Source organism: Paenirhodobacter populi, from assembly GCF_004022215.1.
Classification (GTDB): Bacteria; Pseudomonadota; Alphaproteobacteria; order Rhodobacterales; family Rhodobacteraceae; genus Rhodobacter; species Rhodobacter populi.
In genome coordinates this window covers 13,635-33,746 of record NZ_SAUZ01000011.1, presented here as the reverse complement: position 1 = coordinate 33,746, position 20,112 = coordinate 13,635, and the positions used below count along the sequence as shown (strand labels likewise).

The following is a 20,112-nucleotide window of genomic DNA, read 5'->3' as shown; positions in this document are numbered from 1 at the left end:
GGCCCGATCGGAGACCGCCATGACCCATCCCGTCGCCATCACCTTCACCGCCACCGATCCCGGCGTGCTGCCGGAACGCGCAGGGCGGATCGCCCTGATCGTGGCGGGGACGGGGCTGTCGCCGGTCGGGCGCAGGCTGGACCGGCTGACGCGCGGATCGGTGGCGCGGGCGATCGGCTCCGAGGCGTGGGAAAAGCTGGGGCCGGGCGAATCGCTCAGCCTCGGCTGGCCGGCGGGGCTGGCCTGCGCGGCGCTCGATCTGGTGAAGCTCGACCGCAAGGCGGAGGCGGAGGCCGCGCGCAAGGCCGGGGCGGCGCTGGCCAAGGGGCTGGGCGACAAGGGCCTGCTGGTCGTCGCCGAAAGCCATCCGCGCGCGGCCGAGATCGCCTTCGGGCTGGCTCTGCGGGCCTATCGCTTCGACTATCACACCGCGACGAAGCCCGCCTTCGGCCCGGTCGCGGTGATGGTGACCCGCCCCGAGGAGGTCGCCCGCAAGGCCGCCCCCCATGCCGCGCTGGCCGAGGGCGTGTTCTTCGCCCGCGACCTGACCAACGAACCGGCCAACATCCTGACCACCGACGATTTCGCCGCGCGGCTGGCTGCGATGCAGGAAATCGGACTCGACGTGGAAATCCTCGAAGAGGCCGATCTGGAAAAGCTCGGCATGCGGGCGTTGCTGGCGGTCGGGCAGGGGTCGGAAAGCCCCTCGAAGGTCGTGGTGATGCGCTGGCAGGGGGGCGAGGGGGCGCCGCTCGCGCTGGTCGGCAAGGGCGTGTGCTTCGACACCGGCGGCATTTCCATCAAGCCCGCGGCGGGGATGGAGGAAATGACCATGGACATGGGCGGCGCCGCGGTCGTGGCGGGCGTGATGCGCACGCTGGCGCTGCGCAAGGCGCGGGCGAATGTCGTGGGGCTGGTCGGGCTGGTCGAGAACATGCCTGATGGCAAGGCGCAGCGGCCGGGCGATATCGTCACCTCGATGAAGGGCGACACGATCGAGGTGATCAACACGGATGCGGAGGGGCGGCTCGTCCTTGCCGATGTGCTCTGGTATGCGCAGGAACGGTTCAAACCCTCGGCGGTGGTTGATCTGGCGACGCTGACCGGGGCGGTGATCGTGGCTCTGGGGCACGAGAACGCCGGGGTCTTCACCAATGACGAGGCGTTCAGCGCCGATCTGCTGAAGGCCGCCAAGGCCGAGAGCGAGGGGGCATGGCCCCTGCCGCTGTCGCCCGCCTACGACAGCCTGATCAAGTCGCGGCTGGCGGATATCAAGAACACCGGCGGGCGGGCGGGCGGATCCATCACCGCCGCCGCCTTCCTGAAGAAATTCGTGCGCGACGAGGTGCCGTGGTGCCATATCGACATCGCCGGGGTGGCGCTGCCGGTCGCCGAAACCACGCTCGCGCCGAAGGGGCCGACGGGCTGGGGGGTGCGCACGCTCGACCGGCTGATCCGTGATCGGTTCGAGGCCTGATGCCCGCGCTGTTCTACCATATCACCCGGTCCTCGACGGATGAGGTCGTGCTCCAGCTTCTGCCGCGCGCGCTTCAACGCGGCTGGAAGGTGGAGCTGCGCGGCCCCACGCGCGAGCGGATGGAATGGTATGACCAGCGGCTCTGGCTTGGCCGGGACGAGGATTTCCTGCCCCACGGCCTTGCCGGCGGGCCACATGACGGGTTGCAGCCGGTGCTGCTGACCGCCACCCCCGGCGCGGCGATGCGCGAGGCGCTGATGACCATCGACGGCGCCGATGTGGCGGCCGATGAAATCGCGCCGCGCGAACGGGTCTGGCTGCTGTTCGACGGCCGCGACCCGATGGCGGTCGAACGCGCGCGCGACCAGTGGCGGGTGCTGACCGCCGCCGGCACCCCGGCGCAATACTGGAGCGAGGAGTCCGGCCGGTGGGAGATGAAGGCCGAACGCTGAGCGGCTTTTCAATCCGCCGCTTTCGGTCTATCGGGGCTGCCTGAAGGAGAGCCCGATGACAGACCGTTTCCGCTTCACCCTGAACGCGACCGATGGCAAGGCCCGGACCGGGGTGATCCACACCCCGCGCGGCGAGATCCGCACCCCGGCCTTCATGCCGGTGGGCACGGCGGCGACGGTGAAGGCGATGATGCCGGAATCGGTCGCGGCGACCGGGGCCGATATCCTGCTGGGCAACACCTACCATCTGATGCTGCGCCCGACGGCGGAACGGATCGACCGGCTGGGCGGGCTGCACCGCTTCATGAACTGGGAAAAGCCGATCCTGACCGACTCGGGCGGGTTTCAGGTCATGTCGCTTGCCGATCTGCGGAAGATGAGCGAGGACGGCGTGACCTTCCGCAGCCATGTCGACGGCTCGAAACATTTCCTGTCGCCCGAACGCTCGATGGAGATTCAGCGGCTGCTGGGATCCGACATCGTGATGGCCTTCGACGAATGCCCGGCGCTGCCCGCGACGGATGAGGTGGTGGCGAAATCCATGCGCCTGTCGATGCGGTGGGCGCAACGGTCGCGCGACGCTTTTGGCGACCGGCCGGGGCATGCGCTGTTCGGCATCATGCAGGGCGGCGTGAACCGCGAGCTGCGCGCGGAATCGGCCGAGGCGCTGAAAGCCATCGGATTCGAGGGCTATGCGCTCGGCGGCCTCGCCGTCGGCGAGGGGCAGGAGGCGATGTTCGGTGTGCTCGACTACGCGCCCGGCTTCCTGCCCGAGGATCGCCCGCGCTACCTGATGGGCGTCGGCAAGCCCGATGATATCGTCGGCGCGGTCGAACGCGGCATCGACATGATGGATTGCGTGTTGCCCTCGCGCTCGGGCCGGACCGGGCAGGCATGGACCCGGCGCGGTCAGGTCAACATCAAGAACGCCCGGCACATGGACGATCCGCGCCCGCTCGACGCGGATTGCACCTGCCCGGCCTGCCGCAACTATTCCCGCGCCTATCTGCATCACGTCTTCAAGGCGCAGGAGATCATTTCCGCGATGCTGCTGACATGGCACAACCTGCAATATTATCAGGATCTGATGCAGGGGCTGCGCGATGCGATCGCGGCGGGGCGGCTGGCGGAGTTCACCGCCGCTTTCCACGCGAAACGCGCCGAGGGGGATATCGAACCCCTCTGACGGGGGGCGGCGCCGCGTTCAGGTCGGATCGCGATAGGTCAGCTCGCGCAGGATCCGCCGCCGCTCCTGCGGGTCCATGTCGCGCCAGCGGGCGATTTCATCGAGCGTCCGCAGACAGCCCATGCACAGCCCGCTGCGCGGGTTGATCCGGCACAGGCCGATGCAGGGCGTGTCGATCGGCTCAGCCATCCGCCCGCCCAAGAAAGCCCAGCCGGTCCAGCACGCCTTGCAGGATGATCCCCGCCGCGACGTGATCCTTCAGCTCCGCCCGGCGCTTGCGCGACAGATCGGCCTCCAGCATGGCGCGTTCGGCCGCGACGGTGGACAGCCTTTCGTCCCAGAAGGTGATCGGCAGATCGGTCAGCTTTTCCAGATTGCGGGCAAAGGCGCGGGTCGACTGGCTGCGGGGTCCCTCGCTCCCGTCCATGTTGATCGGCAGGCCCAGCACCAGCCCGACGACCTCGCGTTCGGTGGTCAGCGCCAGCAGCTTTTCGACATCGATGGTGAACTTCTCCCGCCGGATCGTCAGCACCGGCGTCGCCACCGAGCGGCGCAGGTCGGAAATGGCGACGCCGATCGTCCGCGTGCCGAGGTCGAGCCCCGCCAGCGCCCCGGTCCGGGGCAGGATCGCGGCGAATTCGGCGGTATCGGTCAGGATCATGGGGTCGCTTCCTGTTGCGGGGCCGTCACGGTCCCGGCGGGGGTGGAAAGGGCGGCGTCGATCCGGTGCAGTGTCTGCGGATCGGCGGCGAATGTCTGATGCGCCTCGTCGGCGATGCGCGCGGCGCGGTCGGTCTCGCCCAGAACCCTGAGGGCGGCGATCAGCCGCGCCCAGTCCTCGACGGTGCCGCCTTCGCGGGCGAGGCGGTCGCCCAGCCCCTCGACCATGCCACGGATCATCTGCGCCCGCTCCGCCTCGGGCAGCGCCTGCACCGCCGCCATATCCTCCTGCGAGGGGCCGGGGGCGGAGGGCGGCTGGTAATCCTCTTCCCCGGCAAGCCAGGCGAGCGCGCGGATGTTCTGCCGGATCGACATCTGCCAGGGGGCGTCGGCGGGCCCTTCGCGCAGCAGGGCGTCCCACAGGTCAAAGGCCCGGTCGCCGCGCCCGTTCTGCGCCAGCATCAGCCCCATGTAATAGCGCGCCTGCCCGTTCTTCGGGTCCTTGGCGAGCGCGGTGGCGAAGGCGGCCTCGGCCTCCCGCGTGACCAGCCCGCCCGCGGCGGCGGTCATGTTGGTGCCAAGCCGGGCGTAATCCTCCGCATCGGCGCGGGCGCCCTTCGCCGCGATCAGCCGCTGCTGTGCCTGCCAGCCGGCATGGTAATTGCCAAGCGCCATTTCGTTGCGCGCAAGCAGCGCCAGCCCGGTTTCGTCATCCGGCCGCTCCGCCACGGTGGCGCGCAGCTTTTCCATCAGCTCGAGATAGCCCGGATCGGCGGCGGGCGCGGGGCGGCGGGCCTCGGCCGCGCGGCGCTCGGCCTCCTCCTGCGCGGGGCGGCTGCTGTAAAGGTCCTCGGCGGCGGCCAGACGGCCGGCCAGCGGCTGATCGGGATAGTCCGGCGCCCCGAGGCCGAGATAGGCCACGACCGAGGACGCCAGCACCGCCAGCACCGCGCCGAAGGCCGCAAGGCTGACGCCTCGGGGCGCGGCCCCGCCCGGCGCATCCGCCTGCGCGCGGCGGTCGGCATCCAGCATCCGGCGCGACACCTCGATCCGGGTCCGCTCGGCCTCGTCGCCGGACAGAAGCCCGCGCGCGACGTCGCGATCCACCTCCGACAACTGGTCGCGATAGACCCGCAGGTCCTGCCGCGCGGTTCCGCGGCCGGCGCGGCGGCGCAGCATCGCCAGACCGAAGAGCAGCGCCGTGACGCAGACAAGCGCCGTGGCGACGATCCAGAACAGCATGAACTCTCCTTTCGACCGGCCCCGTTTAGGCGCTTTGCCCGCCGCCCGAAAGAGACAACCGCGTGAACCCCGCGGCCCCCGCCCGGGCTTTTCGCACCCGCGGCGAAAGATGTCGCTTTTTTCCCTCTTATGCCGCTTCGAGGTGGCTTTCCGCGCCCGGGCGGGTCCAAGTAGAGAGAAGGCCGCCCGTCGCGGCCGGACGGATTCGCGGCGCGAAAGGGACGTAATGAGACGGTATTCGATCTTTGCCGTGGCGCGCGAGGCGCTGCGCTACCATTCCGGGTGGGAACGCGCCTGGCGCGCGCCCGAACCGAAGAAGCGCTACGATGTCATCGTCGTGGGCGCCGGCGGCCATGGTCTTGCGACGGCCTATTACCTCGGCAAGGTCCACGGCATCAAGAACGTCGCGATCATCGAGAAGGGCTGGCTCGGCGGCGGCAATTCGGGGCGCAACACCACGATCATCCGCTCGAACTACCTGCAGGACGCCTCGGCCGCGATCTTCGAGAAGGCGCTGCAGCTTTACGAGGGCCTCAGCCGGGACCTGAACTACAACGTCATGTTCAGCCCGCGCGGCCTCTTGATGCTGGCACAGTCGGAACATGAGGTGCGCGGCTACAAGCGCACGGTCTATGCGAACGCGCTTCAGGACATCAAGACGGAATGGATCTCGCGCGAGCGGGTCAAGGAACTCGTGCCGATCATCAACCTCGACGGGCCGCGCTATCCGGTGCTCGGCGCGCTCTATCAGGAACGCGGCGGCACGGCGCGGCACGATGCGGTGAACTGGGGCTATGCGCGCGCCTGCGACGCGATGGGGATGGACATCATCCAGCAATGCGAAGTCACCGGCATCCGCACCGAAAACGGCGAGGTGCGCGGCGTCGACACCACCAAGGGGGCGATCGACTGCGGCAAGCTCGCCGTGGTCGTGGCCGGCCATTCGGGCGTTCTGGCGAATATGGCGGGGTTCCGGCTGCCGGTCGAAAGCTGCCCGTTGCAGGCCTGGGTCTCGGAACCGATCAAGCCGGTGATCGACGTGGTGGTGATGGCGAACCTCGTCCATTGCTACATCAGCCAGTCCGACAAGGGCGAGCTGGTTCTGGGCGGCGGCATCGACCATCCGAACAACTACACGCAGCGCGGATCGTGGTACACGCTCGAGGAAACCACCCGCGCGCTGGTCGAGACCTATCCGATCATCTCGCGGCTCAAGATGCTGCGCCAGTGGGGCGGGATCATGGACATCACCGGCGACCATTCGCCGATCATCTCGAAAACCCCTGTGCGCAACATGTTCATGGACTGCGGCTGGGGCACGGGCGGCTTCAAGGCGATCCCCGGCTCCGGCTGGGCGATGGCGGAACTGGTGGCGCGGGGCGAGCCCGGCCCGCTCGCCGCGCCCTTCGGGCTCGACCGCTTCCGCGAAGGCCGCTTCATCGACGAATCCGTCGCCGCCGGGGTGGCGCACTGATGGCCCCTTCATTCTTCCATAAATATCCCGCGGGGGTCCGGGGGCGCGAAGCCCCCGGCGGCCGCCCCGGAAAAGCCCGTCAAGAAAGCACGCCGAGATGCTGACCCTCACCTGTCCCTGCTGCGGCGTGACCGCCGAGGAAACCGAACTCACCTACGGCCACGAGGCGCATCTGAAGCGTTTCGGCCCCGGCTCCACCGATGCGGAATTCGAGGATTACCTGTTCAACCGCAAGAACCCCAAGGGCGTGCATTTCGAACGCTGGCGGCACAGCTACGGCTGCGGCAAATGGTTCCTCGCCGCGCGGTCGACCGTGACGCTCGAGGTCTACGGCACCTATTCCGCGCAGACGACCGAACCGCCGGCGGAACTGATCGCCAAAATCAAGGAAAAATGCCCCGGCTGGGAGGGTTGGCAATGAGCACACGTCTGTCCAAAGGCGGGCGGCTGATCGACCGCTCGAAACCTCTGTCCTTCCGCTTCAACGGCGCGCCGATGCGCGGCTTCGCGGGCGACAGCCTTGCCGCGGCGCTTCTGGCGAATGGTCAGGTGCTGCTCGGCCGGTCGTTCAAATATCACCGTCCGCGCGGCCTGATCGCCTCGGGCGCCGAGGAGCCGAACGCGCTCGTCAACCTTGGCCGCAACGCGCGCGTGGAACCCGACCAGCGGGTCACCACCACCGAACTGTTCGACGGGCTCGAGGCCGCAAGCCAGAACCACTGGCCCTCGCTCGATTTCGACATCGGCGCGATCAACAACACCTTCGGCAAGCTGTTCCCGGCGGGCTTCTACTACAAGACCTTCATGTTCCCGCAGATCGCGTGGAAATACCTGTTCGAGCCGGTGATCCGCCGCGCCGCGGGCCTTGGCACGGCGGCGAAGGAAGCCGACCCCGACCGCTACGAACAGGCCTATGCCTATTGCGACGTGCTGGTCGCGGGCGGCGGTGTCGCCGGTCTCGCAGCCGCGCTGGCCGAGGCGAAGGCGGGCAAACGCGTCATCGTCATGGAACAGACGCCGTTCTGGGGCGGTCGGGCACCCGTCGACGGCGGCACGATCGAGGGGCTGGCGCCCGCCGAATGGATCGACAGGACGCTCGACCTGCTGGCGACCTATCCGAACGTCCAGCTGATGACCCGCACGATGGTCGCGGGGCTGCACAACCACGGCTATGCGATCTGCTACGAACGGGTGGCCGATCACACCCCGGGCGACGGCCGCCCGCGTCACCGGCTCTGGCGGGTGCGCGCCGGCGTCACCGTCGCCGCGACGGGGGCGATAGAACGCCCGCTCGCCTTCGCGGGCAATGACGTGCCGGGTGTGATGCTGGCCTCGGCGGTGCGCGACTACATCGTCAACTGGGCGGTCAGCCCGGGCGACCGGGTGGTGATCGTCACCAACAACGACGATGCCTATCGCACCGCGCTGGCCGTGCTCGACGCGGGCCTGACGGTCGAGGCCGTGGTCGACGCGCGCGAGCGCGCGGGCGGCGACCTGCCGCAACTCGTCCGGGCGCGCGGCGTGCGGGTGATGGAAGGCCGCGGCATCGCCGGCGTCATGGGCCACAAGGCGGTGACCCATGTGCAGGTCTGTTCGCAGGCGGGCGAGGGCGGCGTGACCGAGACGCTCGAATGCGATTGCGTCGCCATGTCGGGCGGCTGGTCGCCGGTCGTGCATATTTTCTCCCATGTCGGCGGCAAGCTGCTGTGGGACGAGGCGGGCGCCATGTTCCGCCCCGATGCGACGCGTGCGCCCACCGGGCCGGACGGATCGGTCCTTGCCCGCGCGGTCGGCGCGGCGAACGGGCACCTGACGCTCGACGCCATCGCCGCCGAGGCGGGGCTGAGCGCCGAGGTCGAGCCCGAGGCGCCGCTGGCCCCCGTCTGGGTCATGCCGGCGGGCGCCGGGCAGGCGCTGCGGTTCAAGGCCTTCCTCGACTACCAGAACGACGTGAAGGTCTCGGATGTGGAACTCGCCGCGCGCGAGGGCTACACCTCGGTCGAGCACACCAAGCGGTATACCACGCTCGGCATGGCGTCGGATCAGGGGAAGCTGAGCAATATCAATGGCCTCGCGATCCTGTCGGACAGCCTCGGCCAGCCGATCCCGACCACCGGCACGACGACCTTCCGCCCGCCCTACACGCCCATTTCCTTCGGTGCGATGGCGGGCGAGGCGCGGGGCGATCTGTTCCAGCCGATGCGCCGCACCGCGATGCAGGACTGGCACGAGGCAAAGGGTTATCACTGGGAACCCGTCGGCTTCTGGCGCAGGCCCTATTGCTACCCGCGCGGAGCGGAAAGCCACCGCGACGCGGTGAACCGCGAGATCACCAATGCGCGGACGAATGTCGGGCTGCTCGACGCCTCGACGCTCGGCAAGATCCTCGTCAAGGGGCCGGATGCGGGGAAATTCCTCGACATGATGTATACCAACATGATGTCGACCCTGCCGGTGGGCAAATGCCGCTACGGGCTGATGTGCAACGAGAATGGCTTCCTGTCGGATGACGGCGTCGTGGTGCGGCTGTCGGATGACAGCTGGCTGTGCCACACCACCTCGGGCGGGGCGGACCGGATCCATGCCCATATGGAAGACTGGCTGCAATGCGAATGGTGGGACTGGAAGGTCTACACCGCCAACCTGACCGAACAATACGCGCAGATCGCCGTGGTCGGCCCGAAGGCGCGCAAGCTCCTGGAAAAGCTCGGCGGGATGGATGTCTCGAAAGAGGCGCTGCCCTTCATGACCTGGGCCGAGGGCACGCTCGCGGGCTTCCCGGTGCGGGTCTACCGGATTTCATTCTCGGGCGAGCTGTCCTATGAAATCGCCGTTCCCGCGAATATGGGCGCGGCGCTGTGGGAGGCGCTCAACACGGCGGGCGAGGAATTCGGCGCCATGCCCTACGGGACCGAGGCGCTGCATGTCATGCGCGCCGAAAAGGGCTTCATCATGATCGGCGACGAAACCGACGGCACGGTGATCCCGCAGGATCTGGGGCTGAATTGGGCGATCTCGAAGAAGAAGGCCGACTATCTGGGCAAGCGCGCGCAGGAACGGTCCTTCATGGTCTCGCCCGACCGCTGGCGTCTGGTGGGGCTGGAAACGCTCGACGGTTCGGTGCTGCCCGATGGCGTCTACGCGGTGGCCGAGGGCAACAACGCCAACGGCCAGCGCAACACGCAGGGCCGCGTGACCTCCAGCTATTATTCGCCGACGCTGAAGAAGGGCATCGCCATGGGGCTGGTGCTGCACGGGCCGGAACGGATGGGCGAGATCCTCGACTTCCCGGCCGACAAGGGCGCGGTGATCAAGGCACGGATCGTCGATCCCTGCTTCTACGACAAGGAAGGGGAGAAGGCCGATGCCTGAGGCTGTTTCCGCATTGAAGGGCGTCAGCCACACCGGCTTCGCCACCGTGGCCGAGGCGGGCCTGACCGGCATGATCCAGATCCGCGCGGATCTGGCCTCGCCCCGGCTCGCCGCGGTGCTGGCCGAACGCGGGCTCGCTGTGCCGGAGCAGCGCAAGGTGGTGACGGGCGGGGGCCGCCGCCTCGCCTGGATGAGCCCCGATGAACTGCTGCTGTTCTGCAGCTACGACGAGGCCCCGGTCCTTGCCGGCGACCTGACGGCGGAGATGGGCGGGGAACATGCGCTGATCGTCAACGTCTCGGACATGCGGGCGGTGTTCACCATCACCGGCGCGAAACGCGACGAGGTGCTGATGAAGCTCTGCCCCGTCGATTTCGCCACCCTGCCGGAGATGGAACTGCGCCGCACACGCGCCGCGCAGACGGGCGTCGCGCTCTGGCGCTCGGGACCGGAGGAGATCACCCTGATCTGCTTCCGCTCGGTCGCGGGCTACATGATGGGCCTTCTGGAAACCGCGTCGCGCAAAGGCGGCGAGATTTTCTGAGACCCTGCCTCCGACGAAGGCGGCCCCCTTCCGCCTTCGTTTCCAAAGGAACGTTTCAGTGCCCCGAAACGTCGACTCCTTCATCTTTCCATAAATATCCCGGGGGTGAATTGGCCGCAGGCCAAGAGGGGGCTGGCCCCCATTCTTCCTTTCCGCGGGCCGACGGCAGAAATTTCGCGCGCCCGCGAAATCAAGGCAGCGTGGATTGGGGGAGGAGGGTGGCAGGGGGCCAGCCCCCTCGCGCGTGTCCTGCGCATTCGGCGGGTCGATCTTCCGCCGGAAGATCGACTTGTCCGCCTCATCCCGGGATATTTATGGAAACACGAAGGGAGAAAGGGGTGGCGCGGGGACCAGATCGTTGGTGCGGTCCCGGGAATATAGCGCGCCTTTTCCATTCTTCGCCGATGCGCGTGAAAAGCTATCCGATCCGCCTTGACCTATCGTCGCGCCGGGCTTCTATAGAGGCGAAGCAAACCTTCGTGAAAGGATAAGGAAATGGCTTTTGAACTTCCTGCACTGCCCTATGCCCATGACGCGCTTGCCGATCTCGGCATGTCGAAGGAAACGCTCGAATACCACCACGACCTGCACCACAAGGCCTATGTCGACACGCTGAACAAGCTGGTCGCCGGCACCGAATGGGAAGGCAAGACGCTCGAAGAGATCGTGAAAGGCACCTACAAGGCCGGCGCCGTCGCGCAATCGGGCATCTTCAACAACGCCTCGCAGCACTGGAACCACACGCAGTTCTGGAACTGGCTGGCGCCGAGCGAAAAGAAGATCCCGGGCGAGCTGGAAAAGGCGCTGACCGAGGCCTTCGGTTCGGTCGCCAAGTTCAAGGAAGACTTCGCCGCCGCCGGCGCCGGACAATTCGGCTCGGGCTGGGCCTGGCTGGTGAAGGACACGGATGGTTCGCTCAAGGTCACCAAGACCGAGAACGGCGTCGACCCGCTGGTGTTCGACCAGACCGCGCTGCTGGGCGTCGACGTGTGGGAGCATTCCTACTACATTGATTTCCGCAACAAGCGCCCGGCCTATCTGTCGAACTTCCTCGACAAGCTGGTCAACTGGGAAGAAGTCGCCTCGCGCCTGTAAACGCGCGGCTGCGGTATCGGAAAGGCCCGCTGTTCCGGCAGCGGGCCTTTTCTGTGGAAGAAGGGCGCGGACATGACGGAAACGACCAAGGGCTTTCTGGCCATCCTCGGCACCTGCGTGGTCTGGGGGCTGTCGGGGATCTATTACAAATGGCTGTCGCATGTGCCGCCGATCGAGGTGCTGGCGCATCGCACGGTCTGGTCGCTTGTGTTCTTCGGCGCGATCATCCTTGCGCAGGGGCGGATCGGCATCCTGTGGCGGATGCTGTCGGGGCGCAGCGTCCTTCTGGTGGCGGTGGCCTCGGTGATGATCTCGCTCAACTGGTTCGTCTATATCTGGTCGGTGACCTATGGCCATGTGGTCGAGGCGAGCCTTGGCTATTTCATCTTTCCGCTGGTGGCGGTGGCGCTTGGCGCGGCGGTCTATCGCGAAAGGCTCGGCCGGGCGCAGGCGCTGGCGGTCGGGCTGGCGCTGATCGCCGTGTGCTATCTGACATGGGGGCTGGGCGTCGCGCCGTGGATCGCGCTGACGCTGGCGCTGACCATGGGCGTCTACGGCATGGTCAAGAAGAAGATCGCCTTCGGGTCGGACATCACCGTGACGGGCGAGGTGGCGCTGCTGGCGCCCCTCGCGCTCGCATGGCTGGCGGCGCTGCATTTCGGCTGGGGGGTGCCCGCGGAATCGGGGGCCTTCGGGTCCGACTGGACGACGAGCCTGCTGCTGATGTTTTCGGGCGTGCTGACCGGCGGGCCGCTGGTGCTGTTCGCCTACGGGGCGCAGAGGGTGCGGCTCGGCACGCTCGGCATCCTGTTCTACGTGAACCCGACGTTGCAGTTCCTTGTCGCGGTGATGCTGTTCGGCGAGCCGCTGACGCCTTACCACCTTGTCGCCTTCCCGGTGATCTGGGCGGCGCTGGTGATCTATTCGGCCGCGAGCCTGCGCGCCTCGGCCCAGCCGGCGCGGGCCTGACGGACCCGCGCCCGAGTTCGGCGCCCGGTCAGGCGAAGGTTTCCTCAAGGGCCTTTTGCAGCGCGGCGGCATCCGGCACGGCGATGGTGAAGTCGCGCAGCGAGGGCGCGGCGAAGCCTTCGGCGATGATTCGCTCGATCACCGCCAGCAGCGGGTCCCAGTAGCCCTCGACATTGACCAGGAAGATCGGCTTTTCATGCAGGCCGATCTGGCGCCAGGTCAGCACCTCGAAGAATTCGTCCAGCGATCCGGCCCCGCCCGGCAGCACCACGATCGCGTCGCAGTTCATGAACATGACCTTCTTGCGTTCGTGCATGGTCTGGGTGACGACAAAGGTGGACAGGTCGCGCTTGCCCACCTCGCGCGAGAAGAGATGTTCCGGGATCACCCCGAAGGTGCGGCCGCCGGCTTCCTGCGCGGCGCGCGCCACCTCGCCCATCAGGCCGACATCCCCGGCGCCGTAAACCAGTTGCCAACCATGCTGCGCCAGAATGGCCCCGGTCTCATGGGCGGCGCGCAGATAGGCCGGGCGGTTGCCGGTCCGCGAACCGCAGAAAACGCAGACCGAATGGGCGGGATTGGCGGCGGGATGGGGCATGGGAAGATCCTTTTGGCTTGGAACGGACGACTCGGGACGTGTTACAATGCGCGGAGAGTTGCCTAAATGTGTGATAATGAGTCAGATGGGTGCGCTCAAGGCGGCGTGGCAACGCATGGCCGGGGGCTGAAAGGGAAGATGATGGAACAAGGCCATGACAATCCGGAACCGCGGCAGCGTTCCGCCCGCGGCCCGATCGCCGGGGGCGCGGCCGCGGTCGCGCTGATCGCGCTGCTGTTCGGCCTGTGGTCCTATGACAGCGGGCGCAGCGCCGGGCAGGGCGACGCGCCGGCCTCTGCGGAAGCCGCCGTCGCGCCCGGCGCGGCGCAGACAGCCGCGCCGCAGCCGGGGGATACCGCAGCCGCGCCGACGGAACCCGCGCCGGTTCCCGTCGAGACGGCGGAGCCGACGTTCGACATGCTCCGCGCCGGTCCCGACGGGACGATCACGGTGGCGGGGCTCGCGGCGCCCGGAGCCACGGTGGAAATCCTGCTCGACGGTGCGGTGATCGACCGGGTCATGGCGGGGCGGGACGGGAAATTCGCCTCGGTCACGCTGGGACAACCCTCGGCAAGCCCGCGCGCGCTGACGCTGCGCAGTTTCGGCTCGGGCGGGCTGGTGACGGTTTCGGCCGAAAGCCTGACCGTGGCGCCCAGCCCGCGCGCGCTGGAGCAGGCGGCACAGGCGGCGGGCGAATCCCCCGAGGCGGTGGCCGACCAGACCGCGCAGGCCGAGGCGCTGGCGGCGAAGCCGCTGCTTGCCGATGGGGATGGGGTGCGCGTCCTTGCGCAGGGCAGCGGCGATCTGGTGATCGACACGCTGGCCTTCGACGCCAGTCACGGGGTGGAGATCAGCGGTCGTGGCGCGCCCGAGGGCGCGGTCCTGCGCGCCTATATCGACAATGCCGAGGTCGGGCTGGTCGCCGCGAACGGCGAAGGTGCCTGGCGGATGGTCCTGCCCGCGCCGGCGCCAGGGCCGCATCAGCTGCGGGTCGATGCGCTCGACGCCTCGGGGCAGGTTCTGGCACGGGCGGAAACCGAATTCACCGCGGCGCCGCGCGATGTGCTGGATGCCGCCGCCCGGCCCGGGGATGGCGACACGCGGCCCCGGCTGGTGACGATCGAACAGGGCTACACGCTCTGGGCCATCGCGCGGGAAACCTATGGCGACCCCTATCTGTATGTCCGCGTGTTCGAGGCGAACCGCGACCAGATCCGCGATCCGAACAGGATCTATCCGGGGCAGGTCTTTACTCTGCCGGACTGAGCTAGGGGCCTGACTGAGCTTGGGACCTGACTGACCTTGGGGCTGGACACCGCGCCATAGCGCGTTAGGTATGGCGGTCCCGGGCGGCTTGCCGCCTGCCTGCGGATTCCCGAAAGGTCAGACGATGCCGCCTTCCCAGATCACCCAAACCGGCCGGATGAACGCCGAGGAGCGCGCCCGCAACTCGCGCACGCTCCATGCCGTGCTGCCCTACCTTTGGCCGAAGGGCGAGGGATGGGTGAAGCGGCGGGTCATGCTGGCGCTGGTGTTTCTGGTGCTCGCCAAGGTCGTGTCGGTCGGCACGCCGTTCCTTTACAAGGCGGCGGTCGATGCGCTGGCGGGCGAGGCGCATGACGAAACCTGGCTGCTGGCGCTTGGCGCGGTCGGGCTGACGGTGGCCTATGGGGGCGCGCGGCTCGCCTCGGTTGGCTTTGGCGAACTGCGGGACGCGGTTTTCGTGCGGGTGGCGCAAAGGGCGCTGCGCAAGCTGGCGCTCGAAACCTTCCGCCACATCCATGCGCTGTCGCTGCGCTACCACATCACCCGCAAGACCGGCGGGCTGAGCCGGGTGGTCGAGCGCGGCGTCAAGGGCGTCGAATTCCTTTTGCGCTTCCTGTTGTTTTCCATCGGGCCGCTGGTGCTGGAACTGGCGCTGGTCAGCCTGATCTTCGCGCTGATGTTCGGCTGGCTCTATGCGGTGGTCGTGGTGGCGACGATCGTGATCTATGTCGTCTTCACCTTCAAGGTCACCGAATGGCGCGTGGCGATCCGCTACCACATGAACGAGGCCGACACCGCCGCGAACCAGAAGGCCGTGGACAGCCTGCTGAACTTCGAGACGGTCAAGTATTTCGGCGCCGAGAACCGCGAGGCGCTGCGCTACGATGCCTCGATGCGGGCCTATGAAAAGGCCGCGGTGAAAACCGGGCAGAGCCTCGCCGTGCTGAATTTCGGGCAGGGGCTGATCATCACGCTGGGTCTGGTGATCGTCATGGTCATGGCGGCGCGCGATGTGCAGGCGGGGCTGCTGACGGTGGGCGATTTCGTCATGGTGCAGGCCTATATGATCCAGATCACCATGCCGCTTGGCTTTCTCGGCACGGTCTACCGGGAAATCCGGCAGGCCTTGGTCGATATGGGTGACATGTTCGAGCTGCTGCACCAGCCCGCCGAGATCGTGGATGTGCCGGGCGCGCCCGATCTGCGCGTGACGGGGGGCGAGGTGGTGCTGGACGATGTGCGCTTTGCCTATGACGCGTCGCGGCCGATCCTCAAGGGCATCTCGCTCACCGTGCCCGCCGGGCAGACGGTGGCGCTGGTCGGGCCTTCGGGCTCGGGCAAGTCGACGATCGGCAAGCTGCTGTTCCGGTTCTATGACGTGACCGGCGGCGCGATCCGCATCGATAGGCAGGACATTCGCGGCGTGACGCAGAAAAGCCTGCATGACGCGATCGGCGTGGTGCCGCAGGACACCGTGCTGTTCAACGACACGATCCGTTACAACATCGGCTATGGCCGCGCCGGCGCCACGGATGACGAGATCATCGCCGCCGCCCGGGCCGCGAAGATCCACGATTTCATCCTGTCGCTGCCCGACGGCTATGACACGACCGTGGGCGAACGCGGGCTGAAGCTGTCGGGCGGGGAAAAGCAGCGCGTCGGCATCGCGCGGACCGTGCTGAAGAATCCGCCCATTCTGCTGCTGGACGAGGCGACCTCGGCGCTCGACACTCAGACGGAACGCGACATTCAGGAAAGCCTAAATGCGATGGGCCGGGGGCGGACGGTCATCACCATCGCGCATCGGCTGTCGACGGTGGCGGATGCCGATATGATCGTGGTGCTGGAACGCGGTGAGATCGTCGAACAGGGGCGGCATGAAGACCTGCTGGCCCGGCGTGGCCGCTATGCCGCGATGTGGGCGCGCCAATCTGCGGAAGACCCCGCCGAAGAGCCGCCCGCCGGGGAACCCGTCGGGCAAACCGGAACGTGACCGCCGATGGCGCGGGGCGCTCGGGGTGCGGCCTTGGCAACCCCCGGCCCCTTGCGTATAGAGACGTGGAAACTGCGCAGGAGCGGGGCCGTGAGCAACCAGACCGACAGCTTTATCAGTGAAGTCACCGAGGAGGTGCGCCGCGACCGGCTCTTCGCGATCTTCCGCAAATACGGCTGGATCGGCGTCGTCGCGGTGATCGGCATCGTCGGCGGCGCGTCGTGGTACGAATGGCAGAAGGTTCGCCACAGCGAGAATGCGCAGGCCTTTGGCGACCAGCTTCTGGCGGCGCTGCAATCCGAACATCCGCAGCAACTGCTCGACGGGATGACCGCGACCGGCACGCAGGGCGCGCTGGTCCGGCTGGCGTCCGCGGCGCAGGCGATGCGCGACGGCAACCCGGATCAGGCCTATGCCGCGCTGAAGGCGGCGGCGGAGGATGCCGCGCTGCCGGAGAACCTGCGCCAGCTTGCGCTGCTGAAGGCGGTGATGCTGGACGGGCAGATGCCCGCGGCCGAGCGGGAAGCGGCGCTGGCGGATCTGACGAAGCCCGGCGCGCCCTATCGGCTGATGGCGATCGAACAGCGGGCCGTCGCCGCGCTGGCGGCGGGCGACACCGCGGGGGCGATCGCCGGGGCAGAGGAAATCCTTGCCGACAGCGGCGCCACGCCGGGCTTGCAACAGCGCGCGACAGAGTTGATTGTGGCGCTCGGCGGAGAACCTCCGGCACCGATCCGGATGCCCGCTGCGGCGATGGCCGAGTGATCCGCTCCGGTCATCGGGGCAAGGACGGAGCAGGCAGGGAGAACTGGCGTTGAAGCTGATCCACGGAATCGCTGTGCTTGGCATGGCTGCGGCGCTGGCGGCCTGCGAAAGGGAAACGATCCTGCCGGGCGAGCGTCTTGATCCGCGCGACGTGATCGAGGGCGCGGCCGGCGCGCCGAAATCGGCGATGAATGTCGCGCGGCCGATCTCGCTGCCCGCGGCGCGGGCGAATGCGGACTGGCCGCAGCGGGCGGGCAATGCCGAACACAGTCTGGTGCATCCGGCCATCGGTGCGGGCACAAACTTGGTCTGGTCGGCGCCGATCGGCGCGGGCGACAGCCGCCGCTACCGTCTGGTCGCGGAACCCGTCGTTGCCGGCGGGCGGGTCTTCACCATCGACAGCCACGGGCTGGTGACGGCGACCTCGACCTCGGGCGGGCGTCTGTGGCAGGCGGATGCGACGCCGCCCGGCGACAGGGGCACCGATGCCTCGGGCGCGGGGCTGGCCTATGACGGCGGCACGCTGTTCGTCACCTCGGGCTTCAGCCAGCTCGTCGCGCTCGACGCGGCGACGGGGGCCGTGCGCTGGCGGCAGAATTTCGACGCCGGGATCGGCGGCGCGCCGACCGTCTCGGACGGGATCGTCTATGTTTCGGTCCGCGACGGATCGGCCTGGGCGGTGCGCGCCTCGGACGGCAAGGTGCTGTGGCTGATCAATGCGGCACCGGCGCGGGCGGGGATGGGCGGCAGTGCGGCCCCCGCGGTGACCAGTCGATATGTCATTTTCCCCTTCGCCTCGGGCGAGATGATCGCCACGATGAAGCGGCAGGGCATGACGATGTGGGAAAGCCGCGTCGCCGGCGGCCGGGTCGGGCGCGGCTACACCGTCATCAACGACCTGACGGGCGAGCCGGTGGTCGCCGGCAACACGCTTTACGCCGGATCCTCGGCGGGCCGGCTGTCGGCCTTCGATCTCGACACGGGCGAACGCAAATGGACGGCGGAGGACGGCGCGGGATCGCCCGTGCAGGTGGCGGGGGGCTCGGTCTTCCTGATTTCCGACCGGGGCCAGATCGTGCGGCTCGACGCGGCGACGGGGGCGGTGATCTGGTCGCATGACCTGCCCTATTACGTGCGCGAGAGACTCAAGAAACAGTCGCAGATCTATGTGCATTACGGTCCGGTCCTGGCTGGCGGCAAGCTGTTCGTCGCCTCGTCCGACGGGCTGTTGCGGGTGTTCGACCCGGTCTCGGGCAACCTGATCGGCCAGACGGAAATCCCCGGCGGCGCGGCCACGGATCCGGTCGTCGCGGGCGGCACGCTTTACGTCCTCAGCCGCGACGGCAACCTTCTGGCTTTCCGTTGACGCGAAAGCCGTGTAAAGCGGCGGCTTCCTTCCAAGGAGCGGAACATGAGCTTTACCCTGGCCATCGTCGGCCGTCCGAATGTCGGCAAGTCAACGCTGTTCAACCGGCTGGTGGGCAAGCGTCTGGCGCTGGTCGACGATCAGCCGGGCGTGACCCGCGATCTGCGTGAAGGCGACGCCCGGCTGGGCGACCTGCGCTTCATCGTGATCGATTCGGCCGGGCTGGAGCTGGCCGAGGACGACAGCCTGCAGGGCCGCATGCGGCGGCTGACCGAACGCGCGGTCGAAGAGGCGGACATCTGCCTGTTCCTGATCGACGCGCGGGCGGGCGTGACCCCTGCGGATGAGATCTTTGCCGATATTTTGCGGCGCAAGAACGCCCATGTCATCGTCGCCGCCAACAAGGCCGAGGGCAGCGCGGGCGACGCCGGCGCGATCGAGGCCTGGAGCCTCGGCCTTGGCGAACCGATCCGCATCTCGGCCGAACATGGCGAGGGGCTCGACGATCTCTATGACGTGCTGCGCCCGCTGGCAGACGGTTTCGCCGAACGCCATGCCGCCGACACGCCGGAAACCGATGTCGAGATCGACGAGGATTCCGAGGAAGAGGGCGTGTTCCGCATGCCCACCGCCGCGAAGCCCCTGCAACTCGCGGTGATCGGCCGTCCGAATGCCGGGAAATCGACGCTGATCAACAAGATCCTCGGCGAGGACCGTCTGCTGACCGGCCCCGAGGCGGGCATCACCCGCGACGCGATTTCCGTGACGACCGAGTTCATGGGCACGCCGATGCGGATCTGGGACACGGCGGGGATGCGCCGGCGCGGCAAGGTCAGCGACAAGCTTGAAAAGCTGTCGGTGGCCGATGGCCTGCGCGCCGTGCGCTTTGCCGAGGTCGTGGTGGTGCTCCTTGACGTCAACATCCCGTTCGAGACGCAGGACCTGCGCATCGCCGATTATGCGGAGACCGAGGGCCGGGCCGTCGTCGTCGCCGCGAACAAATGGGATCTCGAGGAAGACAAGCCCGAGAAGCTCAAGGAACTGCGCGAGGCGTTCGAGCGTCTGCTGCCGCAGTTGCGCGGCGCGCCGCTGGTGACGGTTTCTGCCAGAACGGGCAAGGGGCTCGACCGGCTGCATGCCGCGATCATCAAGGCCTATGAGGTCTGGAACCGCCGCATTCCCACGGCGAAGCTGAACCTCTGGCTACGCGCGATGACCGAGGCGCATCCGCCGCCCGCGCCGGGCGGGCGCCGGATCAAGCTGCGCTACATGACGCAGGCCAAGACCCGCCCGCCGGGATTCGTCGTCAAGGCCACGCACACCGACAAGATCCCGGAAAGCTACGGGCGCTATCTGGTGAACGGCCTGCGCGCCGATTTCGACATGCCGGGCACGCCGATCCGCATCTTCTTCCGCGATCAGGGGGTGGCGAACCCCTACAAGGAGCGGAAGAAATCCATCCCCTCGCGCCTGACCAAGCATGTCGAGGCGCGCAAGGCGGCGGAGCGCAAGGGCAAGTCCGCCTCGGGCGGCGTCGCGCCCGGCGGCACGATGCGCCCCGACAAGCCGAAGCCCAAGGGCCAGCGCCCGCCGAAGAAGTGACAAATCGCGGATCCGGCGGCACCGTTGCCGGGGGCGCTGCCCCCGCGCCTT

18 protein-coding genes are annotated in these 20,112 nt (G+C 68.0%); 14 read left to right on the top strand and 4 right to left on the bottom strand.

Annotated features, from left to right (window positions below):
* Positions 1-19 precede the first annotated feature (19 nt).
* From D2T30_RS10270 to tgt, 3 genes are read left to right on the top strand one after another with little or no spacing between them, the layout of a single operon-like run.
* A complete protein-coding gene (locus tag D2T30_RS10270) occupies positions 20-1,477 on the top strand; it encodes a leucyl aminopeptidase (protein ID WP_128208801.1) in 1,458 nt (485 codons plus the stop codon).
* Entirely contained in the window at positions 1,477-1,929 is a 453-nt protein-coding gene (locus D2T30_RS10265) for a DNA polymerase III subunit chi (protein WP_128208800.1), read from the top strand. Before D2T30_RS10270 ends, D2T30_RS10265 begins: the two co-directional genes overlap by 1 nt.
* Positions 1,930-1,984: 55 nt before the next feature.
* On the top strand, positions 1,985-3,115 hold the full coding sequence (gene tgt, locus D2T30_RS10260) for a tRNA guanosine(34) transglycosylase Tgt (protein WP_128208799.1): 1,131 nt from the start codon (positions 1,985-1,987) through the stop codon (positions 3,113-3,115).
* 18 nt (positions 3,116-3,133) lie between these two features.
* On the opposite strand, the gene D2T30_RS10255 is transcribed toward tgt, so the two are convergent.
* From D2T30_RS10255 to ccmI, 3 genes are read right to left on the bottom strand one after another with little or no spacing between them, the layout of a single operon-like run.
* Positions 3,134-3,304, bottom strand: coding sequence for a DUF1289 domain-containing protein (locus D2T30_RS10255; RefSeq protein WP_128182316.1), 171 nt, complete (start codon positions 3,302-3,304; stop codon positions 3,134-3,136).
* Positions 3,297-3,776, bottom strand: coding sequence for a Holliday junction resolvase RuvX (gene ruvX / locus D2T30_RS10250; RefSeq protein ID WP_128182314.1), 480 nt, complete (start codon positions 3,774-3,776; stop codon positions 3,297-3,299). Before ruvX ends, D2T30_RS10255 begins: the two co-directional genes overlap by 8 nt.
* On the bottom strand, positions 3,773-5,017 hold the full coding sequence (gene ccmI, locus D2T30_RS10245; protein ID WP_128208798.1) for a c-type cytochrome biogenesis protein CcmI: 1,245 nt from the start codon (positions 5,015-5,017) through the stop codon (positions 3,773-3,775). The genes ruvX and ccmI overlap by 4 nt, the downstream gene beginning before the upstream one ends.
* Before the next feature lie 226 nt (positions 5,018-5,243).
* Between ccmI and D2T30_RS10240 the strand changes: the two genes are divergently transcribed.
* The 6 genes from D2T30_RS10240 to rarD all read left to right on the top strand — a co-directional run bounded on the left by D2T30_RS10240 (position 5,244) and on the right by rarD (position 12,471).
* A complete protein-coding gene (locus D2T30_RS10240) occupies positions 5,244-6,491 on the top strand; it encodes a sarcosine oxidase subunit beta family protein (protein WP_128208797.1) in 1,248 nt (415 codons plus the stop codon).
* 97 nt (positions 6,492-6,588) lie between these two features.
* On the top strand, positions 6,589-6,912 hold the full coding sequence (locus tag D2T30_RS10235) for a sarcosine oxidase subunit delta (protein WP_128208796.1): 324 nt from the start codon (positions 6,589-6,591) through the stop codon (positions 6,910-6,912).
* Positions 6,909-9,863, top strand: a complete 2,955-nt coding sequence (locus D2T30_RS10230) for a sarcosine oxidase subunit alpha family protein (RefSeq protein ID WP_128208795.1) — start codon at positions 6,909-6,911, stop codon at positions 9,861-9,863. The genes D2T30_RS10235 and D2T30_RS10230 overlap by 4 nt, the downstream gene beginning before the upstream one ends.
* Complete coding sequence (locus D2T30_RS10225; protein ID WP_128208794.1) at positions 9,856-10,407, top strand: sarcosine oxidase subunit gamma; 552 nt, start codon at positions 9,856-9,858, stop codon at positions 10,405-10,407. Before D2T30_RS10230 ends, D2T30_RS10225 begins: the two co-directional genes overlap by 8 nt.
* Positions 10,408-10,902: 495 nt before the next feature.
* Positions 10,903-11,502: a superoxide dismutase gene (locus tag D2T30_RS10220; RefSeq protein WP_128208793.1), complete on the top strand. Its 600-nt coding sequence runs from the start codon at positions 10,903-10,905 to the stop codon at positions 11,500-11,502.
* Positions 11,503-11,574: 72 nt separating this feature from the next.
* Entirely contained in the window at positions 11,575-12,471 is an 897-nt protein-coding gene (gene rarD, locus D2T30_RS10215) for an EamA family transporter RarD (RefSeq protein WP_128208792.1), read from the top strand.
* A gap of 28 nt (positions 12,472-12,499) precedes the next feature.
* On the opposite strand, the gene D2T30_RS10210 is transcribed toward rarD, so the two are convergent.
* Positions 12,500-13,069 (bottom strand): LOG family protein, encoded by a 570-nt coding sequence (locus D2T30_RS10210; protein ID WP_128208791.1) that lies wholly within the window; start codon positions 13,067-13,069, stop codon positions 12,500-12,502.
* A gap of 138 nt (positions 13,070-13,207) precedes the next feature.
* Here D2T30_RS10210 and D2T30_RS10205 point away from each other — a divergent pair, with 138 nt between their 5' ends.
* From D2T30_RS10205 to der, 5 genes are all read left to right on the top strand, one after another.
* Positions 13,208-14,335 (top strand): LysM peptidoglycan-binding domain-containing protein, encoded by a 1,128-nt coding sequence (locus D2T30_RS10205; protein ID WP_128208790.1) that lies wholly within the window; start codon positions 13,208-13,210, stop codon positions 14,333-14,335.
* A gap of 157 nt (positions 14,336-14,492) precedes the next feature.
* Entirely contained in the window at positions 14,493-16,328 is a 1,836-nt protein-coding gene (locus tag D2T30_RS10200; RefSeq protein ID WP_241651242.1) for an ABCB family ABC transporter ATP-binding protein/permease, read from the top strand.
* A gap of 90 nt (positions 16,329-16,418) precedes the next feature.
* Complete coding sequence (locus tag D2T30_RS10195; RefSeq protein ID WP_164884277.1) at positions 16,419-17,093, top strand: tetratricopeptide repeat protein; 675 nt, start codon at positions 16,419-16,421, stop codon at positions 17,091-17,093.
* Positions 17,094-17,175: 82 nt separating this feature from the next.
* Positions 17,176-18,459, top strand: a complete 1,284-nt coding sequence (locus D2T30_RS10190; RefSeq protein WP_128208896.1) for an outer membrane protein assembly factor BamB family protein — start codon at positions 17,176-17,178, stop codon at positions 18,457-18,459.
* Positions 18,460-18,504: 45 nt separating this feature from the next.
* On the top strand, positions 18,505-20,061 hold the full coding sequence (gene der, locus D2T30_RS10185) for a ribosome biogenesis GTPase Der (protein ID WP_128182290.1): 1,557 nt from the start codon (positions 18,505-18,507) through the stop codon (positions 20,059-20,061).
* The last annotated feature ends 51 nt before the right edge of the window (positions 20,062-20,112 follow it).

Coding starts and splice junctions, on each gene's coding strand:
- rarD (WP_128208792.1), top strand. CDS start 11,575: ATGACGGAAACGACCAAGGGCTTTCTGGCCATCCTCGGCACCTGCGTG.
- D2T30_RS10235 (WP_128208796.1), top strand. CDS start 6,589: ATGCTGACCCTCACCTGTCCCTGCTGCGGCGTGACCGCCGAGGAAACC.
- tgt (WP_128208799.1), top strand. CDS start 1,985: ATGACAGACCGTTTCCGCTTCACCCTGAACGCGACCGATGGCAAGGCC.
- D2T30_RS10205 (WP_128208790.1), top strand. CDS start 13,208: ATGATGGAACAAGGCCATGACAATCCGGAACCGCGGCAGCGTTCCGCC.
- D2T30_RS10220 (WP_128208793.1), top strand. CDS start 10,903: ATGGCTTTTGAACTTCCTGCACTGCCCTATGCCCATGACGCGCTTGCC.
- D2T30_RS10190 (WP_128208896.1), top strand. CDS start 17,176: ATGGCTGCGGCGCTGGCGGCCTGCGAAAGGGAAACGATCCTGCCGGGC.
- D2T30_RS10210 (WP_128208791.1), bottom strand. CDS start 13,069: ATGCCCCATCCCGCCGCCAATCCCGCCCATTCGGTCTGCGTTTTCTGC.
- D2T30_RS10255 (WP_128182316.1), bottom strand. CDS start 3,304: ATGGCTGAGCCGATCGACACGCCCTGCATCGGCCTGTGCCGGATCAAC.
- D2T30_RS10225 (WP_128208794.1), top strand. CDS start 9,856: ATGCCTGAGGCTGTTTCCGCATTGAAGGGCGTCAGCCACACCGGCTTC.
- der (WP_128182290.1), top strand. CDS start 18,505: ATGAGCTTTACCCTGGCCATCGTCGGCCGTCCGAATGTCGGCAAGTCA.
- D2T30_RS10265 (WP_128208800.1), top strand. CDS start 1,477: ATGCCCGCGCTGTTCTACCATATCACCCGGTCCTCGACGGATGAGGTC.
- ruvX (WP_128182314.1), bottom strand. CDS start 3,776: ATGATCCTGACCGATACCGCCGAATTCGCCGCGATCCTGCCCCGGACC.
- D2T30_RS10200 (WP_241651242.1), top strand. CDS start 14,493: ATGAACGCCGAGGAGCGCGCCCGCAACTCGCGCACGCTCCATGCCGTG.
- D2T30_RS10230 (WP_128208795.1), top strand. CDS start 6,909: ATGAGCACACGTCTGTCCAAAGGCGGGCGGCTGATCGACCGCTCGAAA.
- D2T30_RS10270 (WP_128208801.1), top strand. CDS start 20: ATGACCCATCCCGTCGCCATCACCTTCACCGCCACCGATCCCGGCGTG.
- D2T30_RS10240 (WP_128208797.1), top strand. CDS start 5,244: ATGAGACGGTATTCGATCTTTGCCGTGGCGCGCGAGGCGCTGCGCTAC.
- ccmI (WP_128208798.1), bottom strand. CDS start 5,017: ATGCTGTTCTGGATCGTCGCCACGGCGCTTGTCTGCGTCACGGCGCTG.